This window comes from Aquabacter sediminis (assembly GCF_028863665.1).
Taxonomy (GTDB): Bacteria; Pseudomonadota; Alphaproteobacteria; order Rhizobiales; family Xanthobacteraceae; genus L1I39.
Genome location: NZ_JARBFX010000014.1, coordinates 92,465 through 113,556 on the forward strand (window position 1 = coordinate 92,465; position 21,092 = coordinate 113,556).

Consider the following 21,092-nt stretch of genomic DNA (forward strand, 5'->3'; position numbering starts at 1 on the left):
CGCCGCTCAATGCTTCCATAATCTCCGCCACTCCATGAAATTGTGGAGGTTATCCATCCCTCCGGCCACGCCTTCGAGCTTCGCATCGCCCAGCGGAGCCGAGGCCGGCGGCAGGTCCTCGGCGGTCAGGTCAAAGCCGGCGGCATGGGCGGCGGCCAGGAATTGCTCCGGCGTCGGCGCCGTGCTCTCCGGCAGTGCATCGCGAAAGCGTGTGGCGACGTCCGGGTCCGTGTCGATGGCGGCCAGCAAGGCCGTGAATTTCTCGCTCATATTCGCTCCTGTCCTAGACGGGGTCGGCCGCGACCTGTTCGGAGCCTTTCGGGGCGCGGTGGGCGCGGCGGATCATGGGGCTTCCAATTTTCGGGCGGCCTGAGGTGGGGGCTGACGCCGCAGATTTACGACCAGAGGCTGCGCCAGAAATCTGCGATAGGGTGGCTTGCGGGCGTGGGGTTGCTCCGGCGATCCGCCACGATGCGGCCGAGAGGAGTGACAACTATTATCTTCTCGCCGCCATCCAACTGCTTGAGGGTGTCGTCGTCCAGTCGGACGGCATCGAGCGCCGGCAGGAAGTCCTCTGCCACCATATGGATGCCGGCGGACTGTGCCGCCTGGGCGAGCCGCTCCGCGGCACCTTCCCGGCCGAGCTCCACCGCTTGGCGGACCTCGTCCCGAAGCGCCGGGTCGGCTTCCAAGGCCACGGTCAGGGCCTCCAGCTTCTCGCTCATGTTCCCCTCCTGTTGGCGTGCGGCTTCAGTCCTCCAGACGATGGGTGCCCTCAGTCCCATTTCCAACGCAGAGTCATGCGGTTCAAGATATAATAGGGGTTCGTGCCGCCGCCGCTCACCTCCTCCAGATCCGCCTCGTTCAGCGCTCCGGCCGGTGGCAGGTCCTCGGCGGTCAGGTCAAAGCCGGCGGCATGGGCGGCGGCCAGGAATTGCTCCGGCGTCAGCGCCGCGCTCTCTGGCAGCGCATCGCGAAAGCGTGTGGCGACGTCCGGGTCCGTGTCGATGGCGGCCAGCAAGGCCGTGAATTTCTCGCTCATCTTCGCTCATGTCCTATCAGTGGAGGCCGACAGCCCGGCGCGGTTTGTCAGTCGCACAGAAAATTCCAAGGCGGCGGCATCCGTCGCCCATTCAACGCGCCGTCCAGGCTGAAAGCCGTTGCGGGGCCACCTCCCACCACCTGTCCCAGAAGCGCGTCCGCCACCGGCTGTCCCTTATAGGTGTCCGGCAGGTCCTCGGGTTCGAACGCATGTCCGGCCTGGCGCACGGCCTGGGCGAACATTTCGCGGGTCAGCGGCTGGTTTTCAGGCAAGGCATCGCGTATCCGGGCGACCACGGCCGGATTGACTTCGATAGCATCCATGAGAGCGGCATATCTATCGATCATGAAGTAAAACTCCTGAGAGTGCGATCACATACAGCGGCCATCAAGTCGGTTCAATGAAAGGCTTCGTAATTATAGATGTGCTTGAAGTAAGAAGCGTGACCTGAGCTTTCAGGGTGGCGCAAGCGTCGCGTTCGCAGGGGGGGAGATACGGGACGCCTGCCAGGCCATGAGGGGCGGCCCGCCATGACGGACGTCACGCGGATCGCCCGTCTCCCCGATGGGGACCGTGCGACCGAAGCCCTCCTTGGGGGAGCCAGTCTCTGGCCGGGAGAAGGGGGCCTAAAGCGAGCGCCGGTTCGCCTCGCGCATGCGGATCACACAAGGAGAGCGAAACGCGCCCCGGATCGCCTCAGGATCTAGCCGAACAACCGTCGCACCAGCCAGCCGAGGTCCCCCGCCGCGAAGTGCCCACCCTCGCCTGCGCCATGGAAGCGATATTGCGCGCCTCCCGCCACCTCCTGGAGGGCGGCATCTTCGAGTGGAGCAGGGGGCAGGGCTGCGGGCAGGTCATCCACCGACAACTCCACACCTGCCCCGAGCGCCGCCTGAAGAAACGCGTCCAGGCTCCCATTCCCGTTCGCCAAAGCGGACTCCAGGCGCGCCTTCAGGGCCGGGTCGGCGGCCGCCGCGGCGCGCAGCATTTCGAACGCGTCGGACATGTGCGTTACCTCTGTCAGGGTCAGCCGAACAGCTTTTTCCAGATCTTGCTCCAGGCCTGCTTCTGCCATTCTATCGAAGGGATCTCACCGGGGCGCAGTCCGTGGATGGTCACGCCGCCCGAGACCTCCTCCAGCGCGTCCTCGTTCAGCGGTGCCGCGCCGATGGGCAAGTCCGCCTTTGATAAGGGGAAGCCAGCAGCCTGGGCGGCGGTCACGAACATGTCCGGCGTGAGCGGCGCATTCTCCGGCAGCGCGTCCCGCACCCGGGAGAGGACCTCCGGATCGGTCTCGATGGCGTCCAGAAAGGCCGAAAGCTTGTCGCTCATGCTGGGTCTCCACCCGTTTGCAGCGTCATAGCAAGGTCATACCCGCGAGTGCTGGTCTTCTTCAACGAAAGGCTTGGTAACATTGGCTCTTTTGCCCCTCGGGGTGATCTTGGCCGGGTGTCCTCACGGGAACGTGATTGCGTGGACCTGAGGCCATCCATGCCCTGCGGGAATGCGTCAACCCAGCGCCCTGCGCCCCCGCGCCATTGCATCGGGCCGCGATCGGTGGAAGCTGGACCGCGGATCAAGCCGCGGGCGTCCGGCCCTCGGGTGAGGGAGGATGCATGTCGGCACATCAGAGCACGCCCGCCACGGGGGGCGTCACGCAGATCGCGCCCGGCCTTCTGCGGGTCACCGTGCCGCTGCCGTTTCCCCCCAGCGAGGTGAATGCCTGGCTGCTCGCCGACGAAGGCGGCTGGACGCTGGTGGATTCCGGCGTCGACGACGCCGCCACCCGCGCCCTTTTCACCGCCGTGCTGGCCCATCCCCTGCTGGGTGGGCTGCCGGTGAAGCGGCTGCTGGTCACCCATTTCCATCCCGATCATCTGGGCCTGTGCGGCTGGCTCCATGCGCGCACCGGCGCCCCGGTCCATATGGCCCGCACCGAGTGGCTCCAGGCCCGCACGCTGCTCGCCGAGCCCGCCCAGGCGGTCATTCCCCATATCGTGGACCATGGCCGCTGGTGCGCGGCGCCGGACGCCTATCTGGACATGGTGGAGCGGCGGGGGCTCATCTTCAATCGCTGGGTCACCGCGCTCCCCCATTCCTATGTGCGGATCAAGGAAGGTGACGAGCTGGACCTTGCCGGCACGCGCTGGCGGGTGCTGATCGGCGAGGGGCATGCGCCGGAAATGGTATGCCTGTTCAGTGCCGAGCGGAACATCCTGATCGCCGCCGACCAGATCCTCGGCCGCATCACGCCGTTCATCGGGGTGTGGGCCGGCGAGCCCGAGGCTGATCCGCTCGGCCTGTTCCTGTCCTCGCTCACGCGCTTCGAGCCCTTGCCACGGGAGACCCTGGTCCTGCCCTCCCATGGCGAGCCCTTCTTCGGTCTGCACGCGCGGATCGGCGAACTGAAGGCGCACCACGAGGAGCGCCTCGCCAAGCTGCTGGACTTCTGCGCCACGCCGCGCACGGTGATGGAGGCGGCGAGCCTCCTGTTCCGCAAGCTGCCCACGGAGCAGGTCGGCTTCGGCATCGGAGAGGCGCTGGCCCATTTGCGCCATCTGGTGGTTCGGGGGCAGGTGAGCCTCGTCCAGGGCGCGCCGGTGGGCCTGTTCCAGCGGCTGTGAGCGGCCCTTAAGACAGGTCCTAGGCGACAGGCCCTTGGAAGCGCGCCCGCAAACGCGCCGGGCTTCCGCGTGTGTTCAGTATCCTTCTTGATAGAAATTGTTGACCAAGGATAAGCGGGATTGCCGCGGGTGAAAACGGCGCTTTGCCGATCGAATTACATATGTTTTCGTGGCAGGGAATTGCCTGCCAAGCTGTCAATTCTGCTTTGAAATCCAGGAGGGTGCCTCTATAGGACGGTCACGTCCTGCTGCCCCATCGGACATTCCCCGCGTGACCATCTATCTGCCGATCGCCGAGATGCCGGCGGCCATCTTCACCCTGTTCGCCATGGGATTGGCGGTAGGCTTCATCTCCGGAATGTTCGGCGTGGGCGGCGGCTTCCTCATGACGCCCCTGCTCATCTTCGCCGGCGTGCCGGCCGCCGTCTCGGTGGCGAGCGTGTCCGCCCACATGGCGGCCTCGTCCTTTTCCGGGGCGCTCTCCTATCTGCGCAAGGGCCTCATCGACCTGCCGCTGGCCGGGGTGCTGCTGGCGGGCGGCTTTGCCGGGACGGGGCTCGGGGTCGGCGCCTTCACGCTGCTGCGGGCCTACGGGCAGATCGATTTCGCCATCCGCGTGTCCTATGTGCTGCTGCTGTCGGGCATCGGCACCATGATGCTGGTGGAAAGCGTGCGCGCCATCGTGCGGTCCCGGGGCGGGCGGCCCGCCACCGTGCGGCGGCCGGGCACCCATGGCTGGTTCCTGCGGCTGCCCTGGAAGATGCGCTTCCGCCGCTCGCGCATCTATGTCTCCGTGCTGCCGGTGATCGCGCTGGGGCTGGGCATCGGCTTCCTCGGAGCGGTCCTGGGCGTGGGCGGCGGCTTCCTGCTGGTGCCGGGTCTCATCTATCTGCTGCGCGTGCCCACCCAGACCTCGGTGGGCACCTCGCTGGTGCTCACGCTGGCCACCATGACGGCCGCCACCATTCTCCAGGCCACCTTCAACGGCACGGTGGATGCCATCCTCGCCTTGATCCTGGTGATCGGCGGCACGGTGGGCGCCCAGTTCGGCGCCCGCGCCGGGCAGACCTTGAAGGCGGAACACCTGCGTCTTCTCCTGGCGCTCCTGGTGCTGGCGGTGGGCCTGCGGGTGGGGATGGACCTGGTGCGCCCGCCCGCCGATCCCTATGCGGTCACGATCCGGGAGGGGCGGCTGTGATCCGGCGCCTCCTCGCCTTCGTCCTCGGCCTGCTGGCGTGCGCCGGATCGGTTGGGACAGCCAGCGCCCAGCGGCTCATCCTGTCCGTGTCGCAGCCGGAGGTGCTCATCACCTCCAATTTCGCCGGGGCCGACCTCGTTCTGTTCGGCGTGGTGGAGGGCGCCGCGCAGGCCGGGCCGAGATATGATTTCGCCGTCACGGTGCGCGGCCCGCAGGAGGACTTCGTCACCTGGCGCAAGTCGCGCGTGGCGGGCATCTACATCAATACGGACAGCCGCACCTTCGTGGACGCCCCGGCCGTGCTGGCGGTGGCCACCAACCGGCCGGCGAGCGACATCGCCCCGCCCGAGGTGCTGCGGCGGGAACAGGTGGGCCTGTCCCGCAACATCTTCCTCCAGCGCGTCGGGCCCGACTTTGCCGACGTGGTGCCGGACGACCCGTTCCGCCTGGCCTTCCTGCGCATCAAGCAGGCGGACGGGCTCTATAGCGAGGAGCCCAACGGGGTGCTGCTCCTGTCGCCCCAGGTGTTCCGCACCAGCTTCCGCATCCCCGCTTCCGCCCCGGTGGGGGTGTACGACGTGACCGTGAAGCTGTTCGCCGAGGGCCAGATGCTGGCCAGCGCTTCGACCTCGGTGGTGGTGCGCAAGTCCGGCTTCGGCCAGCAGATCGCCGCCCTGGCCGAGCAGCACGGCTTCCTCTACGGGCTGTGCGTCGCCTGTGGGGCCCTTGCCATCGGGCTTGGCGCGAACTTCGTCTTCCGCAAGGACTGACCGCCTCCGCGCGTTCCCCCGGCACCTCGCCAGCTCCCGGAAGAGCCGAAAACCCCACGTCTGTCGAAGCACATAGAGGGCTCCGGGCAGGTGGATCGTGGCCTTGCATACCAGAGCGCGCGCCGCTTGCCGGCCTTGCGGCGGTCAACCTCCAGCGCCGTACTGTATTTTATATGCAACCAGCGGATGAACTTCTTCCGGAACGGCATGATGTTTTCGCCAGTGTTTCCGATATGGACGCATCTCTTCTGGAGACCTGAATTTGTCTCTTGCGATGAGATGCCTTTGGAGACAAAGAATGCAGCAGCGGAAAGGCCGCAGTTCCCCGTCGGCATGACGGTGGACGCGGCGCGAAATTCGACTTCCGGATGTCAAGCCCTGACCGGCATCCGGAGGGTCGGGGCGGTGTGTTGAACAGACATGCCGTCCCGTGCCGCCCGCTCTGCCTTCTCCGGCCTGTCTTCTTCGCGCTGTCTTCTTCGCCCATCCGGCCACATCCCCTCTTCAACCCGCCATGGTTCGCGGGTTAGATGCGCGGGAGCCGGGTCCGATGCGTTCGGGGACCCGTCTCTTTCAACCGGACAGAAGGCGATCCGCGCGGGGGTGCGGGGCGCCGATCGAGGGGAGGGCACATGGCCGCCGGAGACGTTTCCATCAGCGTGGAGGGGGGCATCGCCCGTCTGGTCCTCACCAATCCCGAGCGGCGCAATGCCATTTCCAGCGCCATGTGGCGCGCCCTCTCCGCCTTCGCGGCGGAGGCGGCGGGGCGTGCTGACATCCGCGTGGCGCTGCTGCGGGGGGAGGGCACGCTGGCCTTTTCCGGCGGCGCCGACATTTCCGACTTTTCCGCCGCCCGCTCCGATGCCTCGGGCGCGCAGAGCTATGACGAACTGGTGGAAAGCGCCTGCGCCGCCATCGAGGCCATTCCCTTTCCGGTCGTCTCCCTCATCCATGGCGCCTGCGTGGGGGCGGGGGCGGCGCTCGCGGCCAGCTGCGACCTGCGCATCGCCGCCGACAATGCCTTCTTCGCCATTCCCGCCGCCCGCCTCGGCCTTGGCTATGATCCGCGCGGCGTCGCCCGCCTGGTGCGCGCCTATGGCAGCCAGACCGTGCGCCAGCTTTTCTACGGCGCCGAGCGGCTCGATGCGGCCCGCGCTTTCGCCATGGGCGCGCTCGATCATCTGGCCGGGCCGGAGGAGGTGGACGCCCTCGCCGATCGTCTGGTCGGACGCATCGCCGAGAACGCGCCGCTCACCTTGCGCGCCGCCAAGCTCTCCATCCGCGCCGCCACGGGCGCGGGCGGGCAGGTGGCCGCCGAGGCGCGGCGCCTGACGACCCTCGCCAATGGCAGCGCCGACTATCGCGAGGGCCGCCTCGCCTTCGCCGAGAAACGCGCGCCCCGCTTCACCGGCGTCTGAGGTCCGGGCCGGGACTTGCCGGTGGATCATTGCCACCGGCGCCCGGATCCCCGTTGCGTTTTCATCGCGGGTGTGGATATGGTCCGCGCCCGCGCATTGGGGCGTAGCCAAGTGGTAAGGCAGGGGATTTTGATTCCCCCATTCCCAGGTTCGAATCCTGGCGCCCCAGCCACGCCCCTCCCTTCAAATCCCGGGCAAAGACCGATGCGCGAGGCCCTCGTCTTTCACAGCGAACTGGATGCCGCGGCTCCCTGGGTGGAGGCGCTTAACGCCGAGCTGCCCGACCTCGACGTGCGGGTCTCGCCAGATGGGGGCGACCCGGAGGCCGTGCGCTATGCGCTGGTGTGGAAGCCGCCGCACGGCTTCTTCGCGCCCTTCGTCAACCTCCGGCTGGTCATCAATCTGGGTGCCGGCGTCGATGCGCTGGTGGCGCGGGACGATTTGCCGCCCGTGCCCATCACGCGCATTTCCGATCCCGACATGTCGCGGATGATGGCCTCCTTCGTGCTGATGGCGGTGCTGCGCCATGCGCGCGACATTCCGCTGTTCGAGAAGGCACAGCGGGAGGGGCGGTGGCACTATGTGCAGCCCCGCCCGGCGGACGAGATTTCCGTGGGCGTGCTGGGCCTGGGCGAACTGGGCGGAACGGCGGCGGCCGAGATCGCGCGCCAGGGTTTTCGCGTCTCCGGCTGGTCGCGCACCCCCAAGGACATCCCCGGCGTCACCTGCGTGAACGGAATGGAGGCGCTGCCGGGCTTTCTCAGCGCGAACGAAATCCTGGTGGTGATGCTGCCGCTCACCCCGGCCACCCGCCACATCCTGAATGCCGAGACGCTGGCGCTGCTGCCGCAGGGCGCCAAGCTCATCAATGTGGCGCGGGGCGCCATCATCGACGAGCCGGCGCTCGTGGCGGCGCTGGCCTCCAGCGCGCTGGGCGGGGCGACGCTGGATGTGTTCGAGACCGAGCCTCTGCCGGCGCAAAGCCCGCTCTGGGGCATGGAGAATGTGCTGATCACGCCGCATCTGGCCTCCACCGCCATCCCGAAATCGGGGGCGGCGCAGATTGCGGACAACATTCGCCGCATCCGGGCAGGGCAGGGCGTTGCCAATTTGGTGGACCCCAAGCGGGGGTATTGAGGCCCGCTGAAATTGCGAGCCGGCGCCACAAGTCCGCCAAACCTTGCGTGCACCTTACGTAGGTGCATGCGAGAAAGAGACCGATGAACCGTTTCCTGAGCACCTTGCGCGCCGCCGGACTGATCGTGGCGGGTGGCGTCGTCGCGGCGATCCTCTTCGCCCTCCTCGGCTCCCTGCTGGTGGCCGCCGGCATCGTGCTGGCCGTGGCCGTGGTGGTGGGAGGTCTGCATTTCCTGTTCTTCGGGCGCGGCAAGGTCAACGTGAACGTCACGCGCTACCAGACCTCGCCCGACGGCTATGAGATGATCGACATCACCCCGCCCCGTGCCCCGCGCCGCCCGCGCAACGGCGAGAAGGCCTGAGGAAATCCTGGCCGAACGGGGTCAGCGCGGCGTCGCGAGGACCTTGAGGAGGCGCGCCAGTCCATGGGCGCGGCGAACCCGGTCGATGCGGGCCACCGGCCCGCGTCCCGGCAAATGGATGAACACAACCGGCGTTCCCGCATCCCGCAGGACGGAAAGCGCCGTGTAATAGGCTCCATTGCACAGATAGCGTCCCGCATCCCGCGAGACCGCGGCTTTCACACCCGCCGTCCGGAGCGCCTGGAGCAGGCGGGCAGGGGAAGCGGTCGTGGCGCACACATCCGGGCCTGCAGGCTGCAAGGCCCGCTGGGGCGCATGGCGCCGCGCGGCATCGGGAAAGGGGCTGGCGGCATTCACAGCCCGCACTTCCACATTCACCACCCGTCGACGGGCGGCGACGCCCAGCAGCAGCACCGCGTCCGGCTGAAGCCGCCGCACGGTCTGCGCCAGATGGGGCAACGCGTTCCACCGGGTCGGCAGGATCTCCAGGTGACGGTCGAGGCCATCGAGAAGAGGCCGTCGCAGCCGCGCCAGGTCGATCGCGGCGATCTGCGAGGGGTTGCGCGGTACGCCGGGAAAGGGGCCGAAGCCGCAGATGAGGACGGTGCGGGCCGGCGCGCCCATCCTACAAGCCTATGAGGGCGGCAATCTCGTTGGCCGCCAGGGTGGGCGCCAAGGTGCCCTCCGCCACTTCGCGCTCCAGCGTCGGCAGGCGGGCTTTGATGGCGGGATCGGAGGCGACGCGGGCGGCGAGGCGCTCCTGGAGCAGTGTCCACATCCAGCGCACCTGCTGCGCCCGGCGGGTGGCCGTGAAGGTGCCGACCGCCTCGCACTTGCTGCGATGGAGCAGCACCTGCTCCCACACCTGGGGAATGCCGTCGCCGGTCAGGCCGGAATAGGTGAGCACGGGGGGCGACCAATGGGCCTGGCGCGAGCCGAGCAGGTGCAAGGCGGCGCGATACTCGCCCGCCGCCGCGCGGGCGCGGTTCACATTGTCGCCGTCCGCCTTGTTGACGGCGACGATATCGGCAAGCTCCAGCACGCCCTTCTTGATGCCCTGCAATTCATCGCCCGCGCCGGGCAGCATAAGCACGAGGAAGGTGTCGGTGAGATCGGCCACCGCCGTCTCGGACTGGCCGACCCCCACCGTCTCCACCAGAACCACGTCGAAGCCGGCGGCCTCGCACAGGAGCATGGTCTCGCGCGTCTTGGCGGCGATGCCGCCCAGCGTGCCGCCGGAGGGGGAGGGGCGAACGAAGGCGGCAGGGTCCACGGACAGGCGCGACATGCGCGTCTTGTCGCCCAGGATCGAGCCGCCGGTGCGGGTGGAGGAGGGGTCCACCGCCAGCACCGCCACCTTGTGGCCCTGGCCGGTGAGATAGGTGCCGAGCGCGTCGATGGTGGTGGACTTGCCCACGCCGGGCACGCCGGTGATGCCCACACGATAGGCCTTGCCGGTGCGGGGCAGGAGGGACTGCAGAAGCGCCTGCGCGCGTGCGCGATGATCGGCCCGCCGGGATTCGATCAGCGTGATGGCCCGGGCCAGCGCGGCCCGCTCGCCCCGCGCCACGCGCTCGGCCAAGGCGGCATCGTCTTCGTGCGGACGCGTCATGTCATCCCCGTCGCCTTCCGCGCGCTGGCGCGGAATCGGTGCCGTGCAGCATGGCGCGTTCGGCGGGCGCGCTCAACGGGCCGTGATCGCGCAAAAAGGCGGGAACCCGAGCGCGGCCTGTGCGTTCAAGTAGCATAGTTTCTTTGCTCGAAGGGAGTAAAACACATGAATTGGGATCGCATCGAAGGAAACTGGAAGCAGTTCAGCGGCAGCGTCAAGACCCAGTGGGGCAAGCTCACTGACGACGACATGACCCAGATCAACGGCAATCGCGAGAAGCTCGAAGGAAAGCTTCAGGAGCGCTATGGCCTGGCCAAGGATCAGGTGAAGGAACAGGTGGACACCTGGTATCGCGGCGTTGATCGCATGTGAGCCGAACGCCGCCGGGAAGTGAGCCAATTGGCGCGCGCCTGGCGGGACTTGAGCTCGAGGGCCAGCGCCTATCAGGCGCGGCGCCCCGGCCATCAAGACTGAGCGGGGCCTGCGCCCTTTTCCCGCTCCGGGACAGGAGGAGGCGGCGCGCTGGCACAGCGTGCGCCTCCAGCCGCTCCAAAAGGCGCCCCGCCCCTTCGGCGGGGCGCCTTTTGTCATTCGTCAGCGTCGATCCGCACGATGCCGGCTTGGTCGAGCCGCGCGAGCGCGTCCGCGACCCGCACCCCTTCAATGACCAATCCCGGGGCGATCTCCGCCAGCGGCACGAGGGCGAAGGCCCGTTCCATGAGGCGAGGGTGGGGCAATTGCAAGTCGGGCGTAGCGTGCCGCTCGGTGCCGAAGGCCAGGATGTCGATATCGATGGGGCGGGGGCCGTAGCGCTCCTCCCGCGAACGATCGCGCCCCAGCATGCGCTCCACACGCAAGGCGAGATGCAGCAAGGAGAGGGCCCCAAGCGGACTGGAGACCTCGATCACCTGGTTGAGATAATCCCCCTGCGGCACAGGTCCCCAAGGGGGCGTGCGATAAAGTGCCGACGTGCGCACGAGGGTCAGCCCGGCACGCGCCAGCAGCGCGCGGGCGCGGGCGAGCGTTGCGCGCGGATCGCCCACATTGCCGCCGAGGCACAGATAGGCGGTGGTCATCGGGCAGCGCGGATGGCTTCGCTCACGCGGGCGGCCTGCACATGTTCAGCCACGTCATGCACGCGGATGATCTCCACCCCGGCCATGATGCCGATGACGTTGGAGGCGATGGTTCCGGGCACGCGCTCGGGCGGCGTGGTCTCGATCACCTTGCCGATGAGCGACTTGCGGGAGGTGCCGAGCAGCAGGGGCAGGCCCAGAACGCGCAGTTCCCCAAGACGGGCGATGGCGGCCAGATTCTGCTCGAAGGTCTTGCCGAAGCCGATGCCGGGATCGAGCACGATGCGATCGCGCGGCACGCCGGCCTTCTCCGCCCGCTCCAGCGCCCGCTCGAAGAAGGCGAGCATGTCGGCGATGACATCCACCGCCGGATCGACGCTGTCCCGATTGTGCATGACGATGGCCGCCGCGCCTGTCTCCGCCACCACATGGGCCATGTCCGGGTCGCGGGAAAAGCCCCATACGTCATTCACGATCACGGCGCCCGCGGCCACGGCCTTGCGGGCCACCTGCGCTTTCCAGGTGTCGATGGAGACCGGGAGGGCGCTTTCGTCCTTGAGGGCCGCCAGCACGGGGGCGACGCGCGCCCATTCCTCGTCCGCCGCCACCGGGGTATGGCCCGGCCGCGTGGATTCGCCGCCCACATCCAGGATGTCCGCGCCCTCCGCAGCGAGGCGGCGGGCATTGGCCAGCGCATCGTCGGGGGCGGCATTCTGGCCGCCGTCGGAGAAGGAATCGGGGGTGATGTTGAGGATGCCCATCACCAGCGTGCGCGGCCCGAGGGTGAGCGTGCGGCCGCAGGCGGGGAGGGTGCGGGTGTCCGGCATGACGAAGGCGGGAGAGGTCATGAGGCGTAAGCCTGTAGAGGGCGAGGATCGCCCCCTAGCATAAAGAGCCCCGCCGGGGCAGGCACGTCGGCAATTGGTGGCGCACGCAGGAGGCGTCCCGCCACATGGTCCTTGCCGGTCAGGCGACCAGGCGCAGTCCGGGAATGGCGGTGACGATCCGGTCCACGGCCGCGTCGCCGGCGCGCTCGCGGGCGAAAGCGACCACTTCATGGGTGGCCTGCTGCACCTGGCTCATGGTCATGCCGGCGGCCATCATGCGGTCCGCCACCTGCATCAGGCGGGCCATGCCGCCGAAATGGCGCGTGGAGAGCGGCACGCTTGCCTCTTTGGCGCAGCGGGACAGGACGTCCGACAGCCCGGGCACGGCACCCGCCAGATCTTCCATGGCGCCGGCCGGCGCCTCGTTGGACAGGAATTCGATGACCACGTCCACCGCCCGGCGTGCGGCGGGATCGGAGAGCCCCACCTTTTCCTTCAGCCGGGTGACCAACTCTTCCATCGCGCACCTCTCGCTGGTTCCCGCGCGGTCGATCTTGGCCGCGCCGCACTCTACACGCAAGACCATGACGGGCGAGCGTACGGCCCGGGCCTTGTGCGGGGCTGCGGGCCGAGGCCAAATGGATCACGGCAAAGCGGCAAGAGGGAGACGCGCTATGACCGCAAAGGTTCCGGCGGCGAAGGTGCCAGCAGGAGACGTCTTTCTGGGCCGCTGCATCGGCCCCCGCGGCGATGGCGCGGCCAGCCCGGATCTCTCCCTCGTGCTGCGCCTTGCCAACCGCCACGGCCTGGTGACCGGCGCCACCGGCACCGGAAAGACGGTGACGCTCCAGGTGCTGGCGGAAGGATTCTCGCGGGCCGGCGTGCCGGTCTTCGCCGCCGACATCAAGGGCGACCTCTCCGGCATCGCCGCCATGGGGGAGCCGCGCGATTTCCTCGTCAAGCGGGCGGAGGAGGTGGGCATCACCTATGTGCCCGAGCGCTTCCCCGTCGCCTTCTGGGACCTGTTCGGCGAGCAGGGGCATCCGGTGCGCACCACCATTTCCGAGATGGGGCCGCTCTTGCTGGCGCGGCTCATGGGGCTCAACGAGACCCAGGAAGGGGTGCTCAACATCGTCTTCCGGGTCGCCGACGAACAGGGCCTGCTGCTGCTCGACCTGAAGGACCTGCGGGCCATGCTGGCCCATGTGGCGGAGAACAGCGCCACCTTGCGCGCCCAGTACGGCAACGTCTCCTCCGCCACCGTGGGCGCGATCCAGCGGCAGGTCCTGGTTCTCGAGAATCAGGGAGCGGACAGCTTCTTTGGCGAGCCGGCGCTGCGCATCGAGGATCTCATGCATGTGGACGCCTCCGGCAAGGGGGTCATCTCCATCCTGGCGGCCGACCGCCTCATGGGCGCGCCGCGCCTTTATGCCTGTTTCCTGCTGTGGCTTTTGTCCGAGCTGTTCGAGCAGTTGCCGGAGGTGGGCGACCCGGAAAAGCCCCGCTTGGTCTTCTTCTTCGACGAGGCGCACCTGTTGTTCGACGAAGCGCCCAAGGTGCTGCTGGACAAGGTGGAGCAGGTGGTTCGCCTCATCCGCTCCAAGGGGGTGGGGGTCTATTTCGTCACCCAGAACCCGCTCGATGTGCCGGACAAGGTGCTCTCCCAGCTGGGCAACCGGGTGCAGCACGCGCTGCGCGCCTTTACCCCCCGCGACCAGAAGGCGGTGAAGACCGCCGCCGAAACCTTCCGACCCAATCCCCGGCTCGATACCGCGCGGGTTATCACCGAGCTGGGCAAGGGCGAGGCGCTGGTCTCGCTGCTGGAGGGCAATGGCACGCCGGCCATGGTGGAGCGCATGCTGGTGCGCCCGCCGGCCGCCCGCGTCGGTCCGCTGGCGCCGGACGAGCGCAAGGCGCTCATCGCGGCAAGCCCGTGGGGGCGGCTCTATGACACCCCGGTGGACCGGCATTCCGCGTTCGAGGTGCTGCAGGGACGCGCGGAGGAGAAGAGCGAGCCTGTCCCTTCCGCGCCCTCCGGGCCGTGGGGCCGGGCGCCCGAGCCGCCGCCGCGCCGGTCGCCCACCTCGGTCCCCTCCACAAGATCCGCCCCGCGCCTCCCGCCCGCCGAGCCTCCCAAAGCCCCCCGGGCACCGGCGCCGCGCCCCTCCACCCGCATGTCCACCACGGAGGTGGTGGTGCGGCAGGTGGCCCGTTCGGTGGCGTCCCAGGTGGGCACGCAACTGGGTCGGGCGATCCTGCGGGGCATCCTGGGAGGTATGCGAAAATAGAATAGCTGTTGGTGGGACCCGGGTAGCGGTTGTCTCGGTTGTAGGGGTTTGTTACCGTGCAGCGAGTCTAGCGCAATTGCGGGGTTGCGTTCGGACGGAGCTGCTCAACCCCGATCCAAGCGTCGCCGCACGGATCGCTCAAGCAGGAGCGCCCCATGAAGGTGTTGCCCACAGCCCGCATTCTGATCATCGATTCCGATCCTGACCGTCGCCAGACCACGCGCGCGGGCCTGAGCGCCCTGGGCGTGGGGGCTGTGACCGAGGTGTCCACCGTTGAAGAGGCGCTGGCCCTGCCGCGTGCCTTCGACGTGGCGGTGGTGCAGGTCAATACGGTGGACGACGTTCCCGACCACCCCTTCCGCGAGGGCGATGACGCCTTGCCCGCCGTGATGGTGGCGGATGGCTCGACCCTCCAGCTCACCCGCACCGCCGGCCGCTGCGGCTATGATGCGGCGGTGGGCATGCCGCTCCTGCCGCGCCTGCTCTATCGCCGCATCGGCTCCGTGCTGCAGCGCGCCCGCCGGGCCCAGCGCCCGCTGCCGAACGCGCGGGCATCCGAGGACAGCGACAAGGAGCATGCGGTCGGCTGACCGCGCGAGGGCCCAGGCCTCATCTTCTGTGCCACATGCGACGCGGCTCCGGGTCTTCCCGGGGCCGCGTTTCGTTTTCATGGGGGCGGGGCCATGCTACCCAGAGCGGGCAACCCCTCCGCGCCGGCCGGCGCGGCACGGGTGGGAAGGCAGGGAGAGGCGATCGTGTCGGAGCAAGTCCTGAAGCGGGTGGATGACGGCCTGGAGGCGAGCCTTGGCCGCCTGTTCGACTTCCTGCGCATTCCCTCCATCTCCACCGATCCCGCCCACAAGGCCGATTGCCGCAAGGCCGCCGATTTCGCCGCGACGACCTTGGCGGAGCTGGGCCTGTCCGCCGCCGTGCGCGAGACCAGCGGCCATCCGGTGGTGGTGGCCCGCACCGACACCGGCGCGCCGCGCCGGGTGCTGTTCTATGGCCATTACGACGTCCAGCCGGTGGACCCGCTGGAGCTGTGGGAGACCCCGCCCTTCGAGCCGCGCCTGGCATCGGATGAAGCGGGCCGCCAGCGGATCGTGGCGCGCGGGGCCTGTGACGACAAGGGCCAGGTCTTCACTTTCATCGAGGCGCTCCGGGCGCTCAAAGAGGTGGACGGTCGCCTGCCCGTGGACGTCACCGTTCTGCTGGAGGGCGAGGAGGAGTGCGGCTCGCCGAGCCTGCCGGCCTTCCTCGCGGCCCATGCGGGGGAGCTTGCCGCCGATGTGGCGCTGGTGTGCGACACCGGCATGTGGGACCGCGCCACGCCCGCCATCACCACGGGCCTGCGCGGCATCGTCCATACCGAGCTGACCATATTGGGACCGGACCGGGACCTGCATTCCGGCCTCTTCGGGGGCGCGGCGCGCAATCCCGTGCATGTGCTCGCCCGCATCATCGCCGACGTGCATGACGGGCAGGGGCGCATCACCATTCCCGGCTTCTACGATGCCGTGGTGGAACCGACGGCGGCGCAGAAGGCGCAATGGGCGGGGCTCGGCCTCACCGCGCAGTCCTTCCTCGGTCCGGTCGGGCTCTCCGTCGCGGCGGGCGAAGCCGACCGCATGGTGATCGAGCAGATCCAGTCGCGCCCCACCTTCGAGGTGAACGGCATCTATGGCGGCTATCTGGGGCAGGGCAGCAAGACCATCATCCCCGCCTCCGCCACCGCCAAGATTTCCTTCCGCCTGGTGGCGGACCAGGACCCGGTCGCCATCAAGGAGGCGTTCCGCGCCTTCGTCGAAGCGCGCCTGCCCGCGGACTGCCGGATGACCTTCTCGGCGGGGGAGGGCAGCCGCGCCTTCCTCGTGCCCGCCGACAGCGTCGACCTTCAGAAGGCCGCCGGCGCCCTGGAGCAGGAATGGGGCACGGCGCCGGTCACGGTGGGCTCGGGCGGCTCCATCCCCATTGTCGGCCAGTTCAAGGCGCTGCTGGGGCTGGACACGCTGCTCATCGGCTTCGGCCTGGATGACGACCGCATCCATTCCCCCAACGAGAAATATGACCTGACCTCGTTCCATAAGGGCATCCGCAGCTGGGCGCGCATCCTGCCCGCCCTCGCCTGAGGGCTGTCATCAGAAAGAAGGGGCGCGTGTCCATGGTGGACATGGAAGGCGCGCGCCCCTTTTTCCGGCTGGCCGGTTTCGGGCAGTCAGGCGCCGCTGTGTTCGGGGGATCCGCATGCACGTCCTAGGGGGCGAAGGTTTGCAGGCCGAGGGTTTGCTGGAGGCCTGGCTCTTTGATGGGAAGGGCGGCGGCACGCCCGTGACCAGCGGGGAGATGCTGAACGCGCCGCCCCCGCAGACCGGCTTCCTCTGGCTGCACTTTCGCGCGCTGCCCCGACGCCGGCAGGACTGGCTGCGGGAGCAGAGCCGCATCGATCCCCTCATCATCGATTCCATGCTGGATGACGAGAGCCGGCCCCACTGCGCCATGCATGCGGATGGCGCCTATCTGGTTCTGCGGGCGGTGAATTTGCACAGGAACGCCCTGCCGGAGGAACTCCAGGGCGTCCATTTCTGGGTGGAGGAGCGGCGCATCGTGACGCTCCAGCATGAGCCGGTCTCCGCCATTGCCGATTTCATCGACGCGCTGCGGCGGGGGCGGTGCCCGCGCACGCAAGGGGAGATGGTGGCGGATCTGGCCATGCGGCTGGTGGAGCGGCTGGATTCGGTGGTCGCCGCCCTCATGGACCAGGCGGACGAACTGGAGGACGAGGTGGCCGGCGGGCAGGCGTCGGACATCATGCCCCGCCAGGCCATCCTGCGCCGGGTCTCCATCAAGCTGCGCCGCCACATCGCCCCCCAGAGGGAGGCGCTGACCCATTTCTCGCTGGAGGACGACCCCTGGATCGGTCCCAAGGACCGCAACCGGCTGCGGGACGCGGCGGACCGGGTGACGCGCTTCACCGAAGAACTGGATTCCATCCGCGAGCGCGCCTCGCTCATTCGCGACCAGTTGGTGGACCGGCGCGCCGAGCAGATGAACCAGTCCATGCTGGTGCTGGCGGTGGTGACCGTGGTGTTCGCCCCGCTGACCTTCGTGTCCGGCCTGTTCGGCATGAATGTGGGCGGCATACCGGGGGAGGAGAATCCCGAATCCTTCTGGATCATCTCCTTCCTGCTGATCGCCTTCGCCCTTGGGCTGGCCTGGGTGTTCCGGCGGATGAAGCTGTTCTGAGACGGGGCGAGCGGAGCACTTCGTCTCTCGCTTTAGGTGTCGCGCTTAATTCCTTGGAATATAATAAAATTATGGTGCGGAAGTGTGCGCCACGTCGCCGCTGGAGCGCAGCCTCGCGGCGCGCTCTCCGTGCGCGGCCCAAAGTGTTGCCGGGCGGAAAATGAAAAAGCCGCCGGGGCTGCGCGCCGCCGGCGACTTCAGACATCGGCTCTTCTGACCCGGCTGGCCTTACTGCCCGGAGGCGAACACCGAAGGGAAGCTGCGGCCGCGCACGTCATAGACCCGCGCGAACACCACCCCGTCCCGCTCCACCTTCACGATCACCGGGGCCTGCACCTTGGCGCAGTAGAACTCGTCCAGCATCAGGGCGAAGTCGGCATTGTGGGTGTCGTAGGTGGTTTCGTAGCGCGGGCCAAGTTCCGCCGCCGCCGCCCGGTGGGGACCGCAGACCGCCACGCGGAACTTGCGGCCCTGCGGCAGCGTGCGGCGGTGCTCTTCCACATATTCGTCCAGCTCGGCGGTGGCCTGCTTGAAGGCGAGCCCCCAGTAGTCGAGCATGAACATGCTGTCCGCGCCGCGCACGCCGCCGACGAGGTGGTTGTAATAGGTGTATTGGAGCGGATGGAGCTGGGCGAACTCAGAGGCCGGCAGCACCAGCCCGAGGGCGAAGATGCCCGCAAAGGCCGCCCGTGCCGTCTCGCCATGCCGCATGGCCCAGGACCAGGCCCAGTGTCCGGCAAGCCCCCCCAGCACCGCCAGCGCCGGGGTGACGAAGACGAAGTGGCGGATGCCGTTATACATGACCGGCCGCGTCACCACGGTGAGCAGGATGGGGAACAGGGCGGCGGTGAGCACCAGCATCAGCTGGGCGCGGCGGTTGGCCTCGGCCTTGCCGAACAGGCTCGCCACCAGGGCGCCGCCCATGCCGGCCACCGACAGGGCCAGGAAGAATTCCGGCATCTGCACCGCGAACAGGGTCGGCACATAAGTGCGCGGCATGTCGGGCACGAGGACGGGACGGCCCTCATAGAGCTCGCGCCAGGGCACTTCCCAGAAGTGGGAATAATAGGTGAGCGCATGGAGCGGGTTCAGCGGCTCCACCACGGCCCAGGGCCAGGCCAAGCCCATGATGAGATAGGCCATGGGCAAGCCCAAGGCGAGCAGGCCGATGAAGGTGGCCATGCGCCCCGCCGCCGCCTTCAGGCCGAGCTTGCGCCATTCCACGAGCAGCAGCAGGGCCAGGGCGGCCGTGAGATAGACCACCGAGATGGCGCCGAGCACCCGGGTGCCGATGGTAAAGCCCAGCGCCACCGCGAAAATGCCGACCGTGCGCCAGGTGGGCTTGGGGAATTCCTCAAGGGCCCGCACCAGCGCATAGACGAGGCCCGCCACCGCCACCGCGAAGGGCGCGTCCTTCGCATTCATGAACATGTGCCCGTAATAGAGCGGGCAGATGGCGAGCAGGCACAGGGCCACGAGACCGCAGACCGGGCCGCCGAGCCGGCGTCCGGTGCGCCACACGATGACCATGCCGAGCACACCGACGATCCCGCCCAGCAGGCGGCGCAGGTCGAAGATGTCGATGGGCAGGTGCTTGCCAAGCCAGGCGGCGGCCAGATCGAAACTGCCGCCATAATAGTAAAGGTTCACGAACGAGAAGACCCGCTGGAAGGTCAGGCCCGACGCGTAATAGCGCAGCAGCAGGTCGCCATATTGCGAATGGGTGAAGTCGTCCCAGCCAAGGCCGTAATCGTGGTAGGTCCACAGGCCCAGGACACAAACGGCGACGATCAGGAGCAGCGCAAGACGGTCTGCAAAGGCACGCGGCAGACGGTCGGAAAGCAGGTTACGCATCGTTGTACGGCCCAACTCAAACGCGTTGCATCAGCCCCTGAAAAGTGACCAGCGCGGGGCGGACAGTGCGCTGGCCGAGCTCACATGATTGTGAGCGGCTCATCTTGCTTGGAAGACCGGTGGATGCAAGAAATTTATGCATTGCATTGCAACAGCCCCCGCGGGGTTGCGTGCAATACCTCCTGTGATTGCATTTTGCCGCCTAATCCTTGTGCGGAACTTGCGGCGCACGTCCGGCTTGCGGGGTGCGATGCCGTTATCACAAATAAAAAAGCCGAGAGCGCGGCGCGCTCCCGGCCTGATCTGGACCCTTTGAAGGCGTGACCCGGAAGGGTCCGGCCGCGGGGTCGTCTGATCCGGTCAGCTGATGGGATCAGCCAGCCTTGGAATACAGCTCGGCCACATAGTCCCAGTTGACCAGGTGGTCGACGAAGGCCTTCACATAGTCGGGGCGGCGGTTGCGGTAGTCGATATAGTAGGAGTGCTCCCACACATCGACGCCCAGCAGCGGCACGCCGCCATGCACCAGCGGGTTCTCGCCGTTCGGGGTCTTGGTCACGGACAGCTTGCCGTCCTTGAGGGTGAGCCAGGCCCAGCCGGAGCCGAACTGGCCGACGCCGGCCGCCACGAACTCCTCCTTGAACTTCTCGACCGAGCCGATGTCCTCGATGATCTTCTTCTCAAGCTCACCGGGGATGGCGCCGCCGCCGTTCGGCTTCATCCAGTTCCAGAAGTGGAGGTGGTTATAGTGCTGGCCGGCATTGTTGAAGAGGCCGGCATTCTTCCCGTAGGAGCCCTTGACGATCTCCTCGAGGGATTTTCCCTCAAATTCAGTTCCCTTTAGGAGGTTGTTACCGTTATTGACATACGCAAGATGATGCTTGTCGTGATGATATTCGAGCGTCTCGCGGGACATGTAGGGGGCGAGCGCGTCGTAGGAGTAGGGCAGTTCGGGAAGCGTGAAAGACATTGGGCGTCTCCGCAATCGATCCGGTAGGGTTCGGCGACGTCCCCCCGGTGACCGAGGATGGAGGGTCGCCCGAACTGCGATCTAGATAGGGCGGGCTGGGAGATCGGACAACAGCGGCGACGCCGATTTCTTGCCTGGACCGCAATTTGCTTTGGACGATCGTGCCGCGCGGTTCGTGCTTGGAGTGATCATATGTGGCGGTTAGTGGGTGCTATCGGTTTTCTCCTGGCGCTGGTTGGCCTCGTCGTCTCGGTGCTCGGGATGGCGATTTTCGTGTCCAATTTCGGCAATGCGCTGATCGCGGCGGGTGCCGCGGTGCTGTCGGGCGGCATCGTGCTGGTGGGCATTTCGGCGGTGCTGAAGGAACTGGCGGGTCTTGCCGCCCGTCTCGATCAGGTCTCGCTGTCGGGCGGCGCTTCCGCCGCCTCCGCGTCCGCGCCGGCCTTCGCGCCTGCGCAGTCCTTCCAGCCCGCGCTGGAGGATGAGGAGGAAGAGGAGGTGGAGACCTATGCGCCGCCTCCGCCGCCCCCGGCTCCGGCCCCCACGCGCCAGGCCCCCGCGCCGGAAAGCACCGGCCGCCCCACCTTGCCGCCCTTCGTGCGGCCGCGCCCGTCCGAGCCGCCGGCCGAGCCCGCGCCGGCCGCCGATGCCCGCCGCGGCCGCCTTCGTGG

General features: G+C 68.0%; 24 protein-coding genes, 1 tRNA gene and 1 pseudogene. 13 read left to right on the top strand and 13 right to left on the bottom strand.

From position 1 onward, the window contains the following. Positions 1-6 precede the first annotated feature (6 nt). The 6 genes from PV781_RS21645 to PV781_RS21670 all read right to left on the bottom strand — a co-directional run bounded on the left by PV781_RS21645 (position 7) and on the right by PV781_RS21670 (position 2,374). On the bottom strand, positions 7-270 hold the full coding sequence (locus PV781_RS21645; protein ID WP_274777700.1) for a Nif11-like leader peptide family RiPP precursor: 264 nt from the start codon (positions 268-270) through the stop codon (positions 7-9). Between the two features lie 125 nt (positions 271-395). Next, positions 396-725: a hypothetical protein gene (locus tag PV781_RS21650; RefSeq protein ID WP_274777701.1), complete on the bottom strand. Its 330-nt coding sequence runs from the start codon at positions 723-725 to the stop codon at positions 396-398. A gap of 50 nt (positions 726-775) precedes the next feature. Next, positions 776-1,042, bottom strand: a complete 267-nt coding sequence (locus PV781_RS21655; RefSeq protein ID WP_274777702.1) for a Nif11-like leader peptide family RiPP precursor — start codon at positions 1,040-1,042, stop codon at positions 776-778. A 47-nt stretch (positions 1,043-1,089) separates the two neighbouring features. Beyond that, entirely contained in the window at positions 1,090-1,389 is a 300-nt protein-coding gene (locus PV781_RS21660; protein ID WP_274777703.1) for a hypothetical protein, read from the bottom strand. A gap of 356 nt (positions 1,390-1,745) precedes the next feature. After that, positions 1,746-2,048 (bottom strand): hypothetical protein, encoded by a 303-nt coding sequence (locus PV781_RS21665; RefSeq protein ID WP_274777704.1) that lies wholly within the window; start codon positions 2,046-2,048, stop codon positions 1,746-1,748. Positions 2,049-2,068: 20 nt separating this feature from the next. Then, entirely contained in the window at positions 2,069-2,374 is a 306-nt protein-coding gene (locus tag PV781_RS21670; protein ID WP_274777705.1) for a Nif11-like leader peptide family RiPP precursor, read from the bottom strand. Positions 2,375-2,658: 284 nt separating this feature from the next. Here PV781_RS21670 and PV781_RS21675 point away from each other — a divergent pair, with 284 nt between their 5' ends. The 7 genes from PV781_RS21675 to PV781_RS21705 all read left to right on the top strand — a co-directional run bounded on the left by PV781_RS21675 (position 2,659) and on the right by PV781_RS21705 (position 8,551). After that, positions 2,659-3,666, top strand: coding sequence for an MBL fold metallo-hydrolase (locus PV781_RS21675; protein ID WP_274777706.1), 1,008 nt, complete (start codon positions 2,659-2,661; stop codon positions 3,664-3,666). Positions 3,667-3,937: 271 nt separating this feature from the next. Continuing rightward, positions 3,938-4,864, top strand: a complete 927-nt coding sequence (locus tag PV781_RS21680; RefSeq protein WP_274777707.1) for a sulfite exporter TauE/SafE family protein — start codon at positions 3,938-3,940, stop codon at positions 4,862-4,864. Further along, the gene (locus PV781_RS21685; protein ID WP_274777708.1) at positions 4,861-5,634 is read left to right on the top strand and encodes a TIGR02186 family protein; all 774 of its coding nucleotides are present in this window, start codon (positions 4,861-4,863) and stop codon (positions 5,632-5,634) included. The genes PV781_RS21680 and PV781_RS21685 overlap by 4 nt, the downstream gene beginning before the upstream one ends. A 632-nt stretch (positions 5,635-6,266) precedes the next feature. Continuing rightward, positions 6,267-7,052, top strand: a complete 786-nt coding sequence (locus PV781_RS21690; protein WP_274777709.1) for an enoyl-CoA hydratase-related protein — start codon at positions 6,267-6,269, stop codon at positions 7,050-7,052. A gap of 97 nt (positions 7,053-7,149) precedes the next feature. Beyond that, positions 7,150-7,224, top strand: a tRNA-Gln gene (locus PV781_RS21695). Positions 7,225-7,256: 32 nt separating this feature from the next. Then, positions 7,257-8,189, top strand: a complete 933-nt coding sequence (locus tag PV781_RS21700) for a 2-hydroxyacid dehydrogenase (protein ID WP_274777710.1) — start codon at positions 7,257-7,259, stop codon at positions 8,187-8,189. Between the two features lie 83 nt (positions 8,190-8,272). Beyond that, on the top strand, positions 8,273-8,551 hold the full coding sequence (locus tag PV781_RS21705; protein WP_274777711.1) for a hypothetical protein: 279 nt from the start codon (positions 8,273-8,275) through the stop codon (positions 8,549-8,551). A 21-nt stretch (positions 8,552-8,572) separates the two neighbouring features. Here PV781_RS21705 and PV781_RS21710 read toward each other — a convergent pair whose 3' ends face one another. Together PV781_RS21710 and meaB are read right to left on the bottom strand one after the other, a co-directional pair. Continuing rightward, positions 8,573-9,175 carry a pyroglutamyl-peptidase I family protein gene (locus tag PV781_RS21710; RefSeq protein WP_274777712.1) on the bottom strand — a complete coding sequence of 201 codons (603 nt, stop codon included), beginning with the start codon at positions 9,173-9,175 and terminating at the stop codon, positions 8,573-8,575. A 1-nt stretch (position 9,176) separates the two neighbouring features. Beyond that, positions 9,177-10,163: a methylmalonyl Co-A mutase-associated GTPase MeaB gene (gene meaB / locus PV781_RS21715; RefSeq protein WP_274777713.1), complete on the bottom strand. Its 987-nt coding sequence runs from the start codon at positions 10,161-10,163 to the stop codon at positions 9,177-9,179. 165 nt (positions 10,164-10,328) lie between these two features. Between meaB and PV781_RS21720 the strand changes: the two genes are divergently transcribed. Next, positions 10,329-10,535: a CsbD family protein gene (locus PV781_RS21720; RefSeq protein ID WP_274777714.1), complete on the top strand. Its 207-nt coding sequence runs from the start codon at positions 10,329-10,331 to the stop codon at positions 10,533-10,535. Between the two features lie 215 nt (positions 10,536-10,750). Here PV781_RS21720 and folK read toward each other — a convergent pair whose 3' ends face one another. The 3 genes from folK to PV781_RS21735 form a co-directional block, all read right to left on the bottom strand. Continuing rightward, positions 10,751-11,239 (bottom strand): 2-amino-4-hydroxy-6-hydroxymethyldihydropteridine diphosphokinase, encoded by a 489-nt coding sequence (folK, locus tag PV781_RS21725; RefSeq protein ID WP_274777715.1) that lies wholly within the window; start codon positions 11,237-11,239, stop codon positions 10,751-10,753. Further along, positions 11,236-12,087, bottom strand: coding sequence for a dihydropteroate synthase (gene folP / locus PV781_RS21730; protein WP_425532448.1), 852 nt, complete (start codon positions 12,085-12,087; stop codon positions 11,236-11,238). The genes folK and folP overlap by 4 nt, the downstream gene beginning before the upstream one ends. Before the next feature lie 118 nt (positions 12,088-12,205). Further along, positions 12,206-12,586 carry a hypothetical protein gene (locus PV781_RS21735; RefSeq protein ID WP_274777716.1) on the bottom strand — a complete coding sequence of 127 codons (381 nt, stop codon included), beginning with the start codon at positions 12,584-12,586 and terminating at the stop codon, positions 12,206-12,208. A 154-nt stretch (positions 12,587-12,740) separates the two neighbouring features. Between PV781_RS21735 and PV781_RS21740 the strand changes: the two genes are divergently transcribed. The 4 genes from PV781_RS21740 (at position 12,741) to PV781_RS21755 (ending at position 17,597) form a co-directional block, all read left to right on the top strand. After that, complete coding sequence (locus tag PV781_RS21740) at positions 12,741-14,354, top strand: helicase HerA-like domain-containing protein (protein WP_274777717.1); 1,614 nt, start codon at positions 12,741-12,743, stop codon at positions 14,352-14,354. A gap of 155 nt (positions 14,355-14,509) precedes the next feature. Then, positions 14,510-14,944, top strand: a complete 435-nt coding sequence (locus PV781_RS21745; RefSeq protein ID WP_274777718.1) for an ANTAR domain-containing protein — start codon at positions 14,510-14,512, stop codon at positions 14,942-14,944. Between the two features lie 165 nt (positions 14,945-15,109). After that, the gene (locus PV781_RS21750) at positions 15,110-16,483 is read left to right on the top strand and encodes a dipeptidase (RefSeq protein ID WP_274777719.1); all 1,374 of its coding nucleotides are present in this window, start codon (positions 15,110-15,112) and stop codon (positions 16,481-16,483) included. Between the two features lie 115 nt (positions 16,484-16,598). Then, positions 16,599-17,597, top strand: coding sequence for a zinc transporter ZntB (locus PV781_RS21755; RefSeq protein ID WP_274777720.1), 999 nt, complete (start codon positions 16,599-16,601; stop codon positions 17,595-17,597). A 228-nt stretch (positions 17,598-17,825) separates the two neighbouring features. On the opposite strand, the gene PV781_RS21760 is transcribed toward PV781_RS21755, so the two are convergent. Both PV781_RS21760 and PV781_RS21765 read right to left on the bottom strand, forming a co-directional pair. Then, positions 17,826-19,451, bottom strand: coding sequence for a glycosyltransferase family 39 protein (locus PV781_RS21760; RefSeq protein ID WP_274777721.1), 1,626 nt, complete (start codon positions 19,449-19,451; stop codon positions 17,826-17,828). 373 nt (positions 19,452-19,824) lie between these two features. Beyond that, positions 19,825-20,421: a superoxide dismutase gene (locus PV781_RS21765; protein ID WP_209099862.1), complete on the bottom strand. Its 597-nt coding sequence runs from the start codon at positions 20,419-20,421 to the stop codon at positions 19,825-19,827. Positions 20,422-20,613: 192 nt separating this feature from the next. Between PV781_RS21765 and PV781_RS21770 the strand changes: the two are divergent. Beyond that, positions 20,614-21,092: pseudogene (locus PV781_RS21770) on the top strand (hypothetical protein); the annotation flags it as partial.

Coding starts and splice junctions, on each gene's coding strand:
- PV781_RS21700 (WP_274777710.1), top strand. CDS start 7,257: ATGCGCGAGGCCCTCGTCTTTCACAGCGAACTGGATGCCGCGGCTCCC.
- folP (WP_425532448.1), bottom strand. CDS start 12,087: ATGACCTCTCCCGCCTTCGTCATGCCGGACACCCGCACCCTCCCCGCC.
- PV781_RS21735 (WP_274777716.1), bottom strand. CDS start 12,586: ATGGAAGAGTTGGTCACCCGGCTGAAGGAAAAGGTGGGGCTCTCCGAT.
- folK (WP_274777715.1), bottom strand. CDS start 11,239: ATGACCACCGCCTATCTGTGCCTCGGCGGCAATGTGGGCGATCCGCGC.
- PV781_RS21765 (WP_209099862.1), bottom strand. CDS start 20,421: ATGTCTTTCACGCTTCCCGAACTGCCCTACTCCTACGACGCGCTCGCC.
- PV781_RS21670 (WP_274777705.1), bottom strand. CDS start 2,374: ATGAGCGACAAGCTTTCGGCCTTTCTGGACGCCATCGAGACCGATCCG.
- PV781_RS21710 (WP_274777712.1), bottom strand. CDS start 9,175: ATGGGCGCGCCGGCCCGCACCGTCCTCATCTGCGGCTTCGGCCCCTTT.
- PV781_RS21745 (WP_274777718.1), top strand. CDS start 14,510: ATGAAGGTGTTGCCCACAGCCCGCATTCTGATCATCGATTCCGATCCT.
- PV781_RS21645 (WP_274777700.1), bottom strand. CDS start 270: ATGAGCGAGAAATTCACGGCCTTGCTGGCCGCCATCGACACGGACCCG.
- PV781_RS21660 (WP_274777703.1), bottom strand. CDS start 1,389: ATGATCGATAGATATGCCGCTCTCATGGATGCTATCGAAGTCAATCCG.
- PV781_RS21740 (WP_274777717.1), top strand. CDS start 12,741: ATGACCGCAAAGGTTCCGGCGGCGAAGGTGCCAGCAGGAGACGTCTTT.
- PV781_RS21675 (WP_274777706.1), top strand. CDS start 2,659: ATGTCGGCACATCAGAGCACGCCCGCCACGGGGGGCGTCACGCAGATC.
- PV781_RS21755 (WP_274777720.1), top strand. CDS start 16,599: ATGCACGTCCTAGGGGGCGAAGGTTTGCAGGCCGAGGGTTTGCTGGAG.
- PV781_RS21650 (WP_274777701.1), bottom strand. CDS start 725: ATGAGCGAGAAGCTGGAGGCCCTGACCGTGGCCTTGGAAGCCGACCCG.
- PV781_RS21720 (WP_274777714.1), top strand. CDS start 10,329: ATGAATTGGGATCGCATCGAAGGAAACTGGAAGCAGTTCAGCGGCAGC.
- PV781_RS21760 (WP_274777721.1), bottom strand. CDS start 19,451: ATGCGTAACCTGCTTTCCGACCGTCTGCCGCGTGCCTTTGCAGACCGT.
- PV781_RS21705 (WP_274777711.1), top strand. CDS start 8,273: ATGAACCGTTTCCTGAGCACCTTGCGCGCCGCCGGACTGATCGTGGCG.
- PV781_RS21655 (WP_274777702.1), bottom strand. CDS start 1,042: ATGAGCGAGAAATTCACGGCCTTGCTGGCCGCCATCGACACGGACCCG.
- meaB (WP_274777713.1), bottom strand. CDS start 10,163: ATGACGCGTCCGCACGAAGACGATGCCGCCTTGGCCGAGCGCGTGGCG.
- PV781_RS21665 (WP_274777704.1), bottom strand. CDS start 2,048: ATGTCCGACGCGTTCGAAATGCTGCGCGCCGCGGCGGCCGCCGACCCG.
- PV781_RS21690 (WP_274777709.1), top strand. CDS start 6,267: ATGGCCGCCGGAGACGTTTCCATCAGCGTGGAGGGGGGCATCGCCCGT.